Genomic DNA, 7,200 nt, shown 5'->3' on the forward strand with positions numbered 1-7,200 from the left:
TCGGTGGCACCCCTTAAGGTGGCTGCCCTATGAGCGCACCATCCGGCGGCCCCGCCCTCTCCGAACTCCTCCACGCCGCCGTCACCGCGGTCGGCGGCACCGAGCGGCCCGGCCAGGTCGCCATGGCCGAGGCGGTGGCCGAGACCGTCGGTGAGGGAACCCACCTGCTGGTCCAGGCGGGCACCGGTACCGGAAAGTCCCTCGGGTACCTGGTGCCCGCTCTGGCGCAGGGCGAGCGGGTCGTCGTGGCCACGGCCACGCTCGCGCTGCAACGGCAGCTCGTCGAGCGCGACCTGCCGCGCACCGTGGAGGCCCTGCACCCGCTGCTGCGCCGCCGCCCCGAGTACGCCATGCTCAAGGGCCGCTCCAACTACCTGTGCCTGCACCGGCTGCACGAGGGCGTGCCCGCGGAGGACGAACCCGGCCTGTTCGACCCGTTCGAGGCCGCCGCGCAGTCCGCCCCCACCGCCTCCGGCCCGTCCAGCAAGCTCGGCAAGGACCTGCTGCGGCTGCGGGACTGGGCGGACGAGACGGAGACGGGCGACCGCGACGGGCTCACCCCGGGCGTCTCCGACCGTGCCTGGTCCCAGGTGTCGGTCTCCTCCCGCGAGTGCCTGGGCGCCGCACGCTGCCCGTACGGCGCCGAGTGCTTCGCCGAGGCCGCCCGGGAGCGGGCCAAGCTGGCCGACGTGATCGTCACCAACCACGCGCTGCTGGCCATCGACGCCATCGAGGGCGCCCCGGTGCTGCCCGGTCACGAGGTGCTGATCGTCGACGAGGCGCACGAGCTGGTCTCCCGGGTCACCAACGTGGCCTCGGGCGAGCTGACGCCGGGCGGGGTGCACCGGGCGGTGAACCGGGCGGCCAAGCTCGTCGACGAGAAGGCGGCCGACCAACTCCTCACGGCCGCCGAGGGCTTCGAGCGCGTCATGGAGCTCGCACTGCCCGGCCGCCTGACCGAAGTCCCCGAGGACCTCGGCTACGCCCTGGCCGCGCTCCGGGACGCCGCCCGCGGCTGCCTGTCGGCCCTGGGCAACACCCGGGACCGCTCGGTGCAGGACGAGGACGCGGTGCGCAAGCAGGCCGTCGCCTCGTTGGAGAACGTGCACACGGTGGCGGAACGCGTCGCGCAGGGATCGCCGTACGACGTCATCTGGTACGAGCGGCACGACCGGTTCGGCGCCTCCCTGCGCGTGGCACCGCTGTCCGTCTCCGGGCTGCTGCGCGAGAAGCTGTTCCAGGACCGCTCCGTGGTGCTCACCTCGGCCACCCTCAAGCTCGGCGGGGACTTCGACGGGGTGGGCGCGTCCCTCGGCCTCGCCCCGGAGGGCCGGCACGAACAGGCCGACGCCGACGAGGACGTGCCGGTGTGGCGCGGCCTGGACGTCGGCTCGCCGTTCGACTACCGCAAGCAGGGCATCCTCTACGTCGCCCAGCACCTCTCCCCGCCGGGCCGGGAGGGCGCCCGCGAGGACATGCTCACCGAGCTCACCGAACTCATCGAGGCCGCGGGCGGGCGGACCCTCGGGCTCTTCTCCTCCATGCGCGGCGCGCGGGCGGCCGCCGAGGAGCTGCGCGGGCGGCTGGACGTCCCCGTGCTGCTCCAGGGCGAGGAGACGCTCGGGGAGCTGATCCGCCGCTTCGCCGAGGACGCCGGGACGTGCCTGTTCGGCACCCTGTCGCTGTGGCAGGGCGTGGACGTGCCCGGCGTGAACTGCCAGTTGGTGGTGATGGACCGCATCCCGTTCCCGCGCCCGGACGACCCGCTGATGAGCGCGCGGCAGAAGGCGGTCGAGGAGGCCGGGGGGAACGGCTTCATGGCGGTGGCCGCGACGCACGCCGCGCTGCTGATGGCCCAGGGCGCGGGGCGGCTGATCCGGGCCACGGGCGACCGCGGTGTGGTCGCGGTGCTCGACCCGCGGCTGGCGAAGGCCCGCTACGGCACGTTTTTGCGGGCGTCCATGCCGGACTTCTGGTACACCACCGACGCCGGGCGGGTACGCCGCTCCCTGGCGGCGATCGACGCGGCGGCGCGGGAGGGCGCGGACGCGCGGGGGTGACCGCCCGTGCGGGGGCCCGGGCGGCTCGGCGGAACGCCCGCCGAGTGGGACGCCGCCCCCGTCGTGGCCCGTGCCCGCGTTCGCGTTCGCGCCGGAGGCGACGCGTGGCGCGGGGGCGTAAGTAGGCGACGGCCCGCCCCGGGCGCCCCGGGACGGGCCGGCAGGGAGGAACCGAACGTCAGATGCGGCGCATCACGGCGACGACCTTGCCCAGAATCGTCGCCTCGTCGCCCGCGATGGGCTGGTAGGCGGCGTTGTGCGGCAGCAGCCACACGTGGCCGTCCTCCCGCTTGAAGCGCTTGACGGTGGCCTCGCCGTCGAGCATCGCCGCCACGATGTCCCCGTTCTCGGCGACGGGCTGCCGCCGGACGGTGACCCAGTCCCCGTCGCAGATGGCCGCCTCGACCATCGAGTCACCGACCACCTTGAGCACGAACAGCTCGCCGTCGCCCACGAGCTGGCGCGGCAGGGGGAACACGTCCTCCACCGACTCTTCGGCCAGGATGGGGCCGCCCGCGGCGATCCGGCCGACCAGCGGCACGTACGACGCGGCGGGCTTGCCCGCGGTGTCCGCGGGCTGGGTGCTGGGGGCGTCGGAGCCGCGCACCTCGTACGCGCGGGGACGGTGCGGGTCACGCCGCAGGAATCCCTTGCGCTCCAGCGCCATGAGCTGGTGGGCCACCGAGGAGGTGCTGGAGAGGCCGACGGCCTGGCCGATCTCGCGCATGGACGGCGGGTAGCCGCGGCGCTGCACCGAGTCGCGGATGACCTCGATCACCCGGCGCTGGCGGTCGGTGAGCCCGCTGCTGTCGGCCCGGATGCCCGGTGGTCGCCCGGGGAGCGCTCGCCCCGGCTTGGCCGGGGCTTCGCCTGCGGGCGCACCGGGCGCACCGGGCGCACCGGGTTCCCCGGGCTCGCCCAGCGCCTCGGGCGTCGCGTGGCCGGGCAGCGACCCGGTGAAGCCGTCCTCGGTGCGGTTCTCCCGGGCGGTGAGCGTTGCGCTGTCTGCGGTGGTGGTCACGTCGTCGGCACCCCTCTCGAACTGTTCTCCCTGCGGCACAACGGTAGTTGGTTTCGAAAGGTTGCGCCAAACACACGTTCGAGTGAAATATCCGGGATGACCTGACGTGATCACGCTCTGCGGTGTATGGGTCTGAGGCTCTCACGGGTCCGGCGGTGCGCGCCGGGGGAGGGGGGCTGCGATACGCTCTCGCGGGCACTCTGCCCCACCGCGCCCCCTCGGCTCGTCCGACCCGCCGGCCGGTGCCGCCGCCGCCCACGGCCGCCGCGTGCCGCCCCCGGCCCCGGGCGGCCTCGCGCGGAGTTTCCGGCGCCGTCGCCCACGGTCGTGCGCCGCCACGCGGCGTTCGCCTACCTCACTCTCCGCGCTACCACATCTAGTGGTTGTATGAGACACGGCCCCAACAGCTTGTGTGCCCCGTGCTCAGGGGTGCGGCGCATCGCCTATGCTGGGGGCTGGTTCCAGGGGTGCGCGAACGGCCCCGCGGAACTGTTTCTGCATGCTGCGCACAACGGGTGAGGAAGGTGGACGCGCGATGCACTGCCCCTTCTGCCGGCACCCTGACAGCCGCGTCGTCGACAGCCGGACGACCGACGACGGCGCCGCCATCCGCAGGCGCCGTCAGTGCCAGTGCTGCTCCCGCCGCTTCACGACGCTGGAGAACGCGTCACTGACGGTGATCAAGCGGAGCGGGGTCACCGAGCCCTTCAGCCGGGACAAGGTGATCGCCGGCGTGCGCAAGGCGTGTCAGGGCAGACCGGTCGGTGAGGACGCGCTCGCCCAGCTCGGCCAACGGGTCGAGGAGGCGGTGCGGGCGACCGGCAGCGCGGAGCTGTCCACGCACGACGTCGGCCTGGCCATACTCGGCCCGCTGCGCGAGCTGGACGTGGTGGCCTACCTGCGCTTCGCCTCCGTCTACCGGGCCTTCGACAGCCTCGAGGACTTCGAGGCCGCGATCCGGGAACTGCGGGAGGCGGAGCGGCGGCCGGAGGGCGACGCCGCGCCGGGTGGCGGCACCGCGACGGGCGCGTCGGCGGCCGCGGGCGACTGAGGCGCCAGGCGGCACACACACAGCACAAGTGAAGCCGGGCCGCGCTGCGCGGACCGGTGTCTGACAGAGACCGTGACCCGGGAAGAATCGGGACACACTGGGGCGTTTACGCCCTGTACCAGGGAGGCGGAATGACAGAGACGACGAGCGGCCCGGCACGAGGCTCCCGAGCCAAGGCAGGCAAGCCGGAGAAGGCCGAGAAGACCGCCAAGGCGGGCCGCGGCCTGCGGGTGGAGCGCATCCACACCACTCCCGGGGTGCACCCCTACGACGAGGTGGTCTGGGAGCGCCGTGACGTCGTCATGACCAACTGGCGCGACGGCTCGGTCAACTTCGAGCAGCGCGGCGTGGAGTTCCCCGACTTCTGGTCGGTCAACGCCACCAACATCGTGACCAGCAAGTACTTCCGCGGCGCCGTGGGCACCCCGCAGCGCGAGACCAGCCTGAAGCAGCTCATCGACCGCGTCGTGCGGACCTACCGCGCGGCCGGTGAGGAGCACGGCTACTTCGCCTCGCCCGCCGACGCGGAGATCTTCGAGCACGAGCTGGCCTACGCCGTGCTGCACCAGATCTTCGCGTTCAACTCCCCGGTGTGGTTCAACGTCGGCACCAAGCAGCCGCAGCAGGTCTCCGCCTGCTTCATCCTCTCCGTCGACGACTCCATGGAGTCCATCCTCGACTGGTACAAGGAAGAGGGGATGATCTTCAAGGGCGGTTCCGGCGCCGGTCTGAACCTCTCCCGCATCCGCTCCTCCAAGGAGCTGCTCTCCTCCGGCGGCAACGCCTCGGGCCCGGTCTCCTTCATGCGCGGCGCCGACGCCTCCGCCGGCACCATCAAGTCCGGCGGCGCCACCCGCCGCGCCGCCAAGATGGTTGTCCTGGACGTCGACCACCCCGACATCGAGGCGTTCATCGAGACCAAGGTCAAGGAGGAGGAGAAGATCCGCGCCCTGCGGGACGCGGGCTTCGACATGGACCTCGGCGGTGACGACATCACCTCCGTCCAGTACCAGAACGCCAACAACTCCGTGCGGGTGAACGACGCGTTCATGAAGGCCGTCGAGGAGGGCGGGAAGTTCGGCCTGCGCGCCCGGATGACCGGCGAGGTCATCGAGGAGGTCGACGCGCGCCACCTGTTCCGCAAGATGGCCGAGGCCGCCCACGTGTGCGCCGACCCGGGCATCCAGTACGACGACACGATCAACCACTGGCACACCTCGCCGGAGTCGGGCCGCATCACCGCCTCCAACCCGTGCAGCGAGTACATGCACCTGGACAACTCCTCGTGCAACCTCGCCTCGCTCAACCTGATGAAGTTCCTGCGGGACGACGACGAGGGCAACCAGTCCTTCGACGCCGAGCGCTTCGCCAAGGTGGTCGAGCTGGTCATCACCGCGATGGACATCTCCATCTGCTTCGCGGACTTCCCCACCGAGAAGATCGGTGAGACCACGCGCGCCTTCCGCCAGCTCGGCATCGGCTACGCCAACCTGGGCGCCCTGCTCATGGCCACCGGCCACGCCTACGACTCCGACGGCGGACGCGCGCTGGCCGGCGCCATCACCTCGCTGATGACCGGCACCTCGTACCGCCGCTCGGCCGAGCTGGCCGGGATCGTCGGCCCCTACGAGGGGTACGCGCGCAACAGCGAGGCCCACCACCGCGTCATGACGCAGCACGCCGACGCCAACGGCTCCGCCCGGCGCATGGACGACCTGGACAACCCGGTGTGGGCCGCCGCCACCGAGGCGTGGCAGGACGTGCTGCGGCTGGGCAAGAAGCACGGCTTCCGCAACGCCCAGGCCAGCGTGCTCGCGCCCACCGGCACCATCGGCCTGATGATGGACTGCGACACCACCGGCGTCGAGCCCGACCTGGCCCTGGTGAAGTTCAAGAAGCTCGTCGGCGGCGGCTCGATGCAGATCGTCAACAACACGGTGCCCAAGGCGCTCAAGCGTCTGGGCTACCTGGACGAGCAGGTCGAGGCCGTCGTCGCGCACATCGCCGAGCACGGGAACGTCATCGACGCCCCGGGCCTGAAGCCGGAGCACTACGAGGTCTTCGACTGCGCCATGGGCGAGCGCTCCATCTCGCCCATGGGCCACGTGCGCATGATGGCCGCGGCCCAGCCGTTCCTCTCCGGCGCCATCAGCAAGACGGTGAACATGCCCAGCAGCAGCACCGTGGAGGACGTCGAGGAGATCTACCTCCAGGGGTGGAAGCTGGGCACCAAGGCGCTGGCCGTGTACGTCGAGAACAGCAAGGTCGGACAGCCGCTCTCGGCCAAGAAGAAGGAGGCCGCCGAGGAGGCCGAGACCCCGGTGGAGAAGGTGGTCGAGTACCGCCCCGTCCGCCGCCGGCTCCCCAAGGGCCGCCCCGGCATCACCACCTCCTTCACGGTGAGCGGAGCCGAGGGCTACATGACGGCCAACTCCTACCCCGACGACGGGCTGGGGGAGGTCTTCCTCAAGATGTCCAAGCAGGGTTCGACGCTGGCCGGCATGATGGACGCCTTCTCCATCGCCGTCTCCGTCGGCCTCCAGTACGGTGTTCCGCTGGAGACCTACGTCTCGAAGTTCACCAACATGCGTTTCGAGCCGGCCGGAATGACCGACGACCCGGACGTGCGGATGGCCCAGTCGATCGTCGACTACATCTTCCGCCGCCTGGCGCTGGACTTCCTGCCCTTCGAGACCCGCTCCGCGCTCGGCATCCACTCCGCGGCCGAGCGGCAGCGCCACCTGGAGACCGGCTCCTACGAGGCGGAGGACGAGGTCGACGTCGAGGCGCTGGCCCAGTCCGCCCCGCGCCACGCCGAGCAGGACGAGCCCGCTTCCGGCGCGCCCGAGGCCGGCCCGGCCCCGTCGCAGGCGCACAACTCCACGGAGCTCGCCGAGATGCAGCTCGGCATGAACGCCGACGCCCCGCTGTGCTTCTCCTGCGGCACCAAGATGCGCCGCGCCGGGAGCTGCTACCTCTGCGAGGGCTGCGGCTCCACCAGCGGCTGTAGCTGAGCGGAACACCGCCGAGGGGCGGGGGGCGGCCCCCGGCCCGGCCCCCCCCCCCCC

General features: G+C 72.0%; 3 protein-coding genes and 1 pseudogene. 3 read left to right on the plus strand and 1 reads right to left on the minus strand.

From position 1 onward, the window contains the following. The first annotated feature begins 29 nt into the window (after positions 1–29). Entirely contained in the window at positions 30–2,060 is a 2,031-nt protein-coding gene (locus OSB71_RS21365; protein ID WP_265950400.1) for an ATP-dependent DNA helicase, read from the plus strand. 178 nt (positions 2,061–2,238) lie between these two features. Here the strand turns inward: OSB71_RS21365 and lexA are convergent. Then, a pseudogene (gene lexA / locus OSB71_RS21370) lies at positions 2,239–2,916 on the minus strand (transcriptional repressor LexA); the annotation flags it as partial. Positions 2,917–3,616: 700 nt separating this feature from the next. On the opposite strand from lexA, the gene nrdR reads away from it, so the two are divergent. Next, positions 3,617–4,132: a transcriptional regulator NrdR gene (gene nrdR, locus OSB71_RS21375; protein WP_265950403.1), complete on the plus strand. Its 516-nt coding sequence runs from the start codon at positions 3,617–3,619 to the stop codon at positions 4,130–4,132. Positions 4,133–4,263: 131 nt separating this feature from the next. Next, the gene (locus OSB71_RS21380; protein WP_265950405.1) at positions 4,264–7,146 is read left to right on the plus strand and encodes a vitamin B12-dependent ribonucleotide reductase; all 2,883 of its coding nucleotides are present in this window, start codon (positions 4,264–4,266) and stop codon (positions 7,144–7,146) included. The last annotated feature ends 54 nt before the right edge of the window (positions 7,147–7,200 follow it).

It is taken from the genome of Streptomyces marinisediminis (assembly GCF_026262575.1).
Taxonomy (GTDB): domain Bacteria; phylum Actinomycetota; class Actinomycetes; order Streptomycetales; family Streptomycetaceae; genus Streptomyces; species Streptomyces marinisediminis.

Excerpts from the sequence above, each read along its gene's own strand:
- OSB71_RS21380 (WP_265950405.1), top strand. The coding sequence starts at position 4,264 with ATGACAGAGACGACGAGCGGCCCGGCACGAGGCTCCCGAGCCAAGGCA.
- OSB71_RS21365 (WP_265950400.1), top strand. The coding sequence starts at position 30 with ATGAGCGCACCATCCGGCGGCCCCGCCCTCTCCGAACTCCTCCACGCC.
- nrdR (WP_265950403.1), top strand. The coding sequence starts at position 3,617 with ATGCACTGCCCCTTCTGCCGGCACCCTGACAGCCGCGTCGTCGACAGC.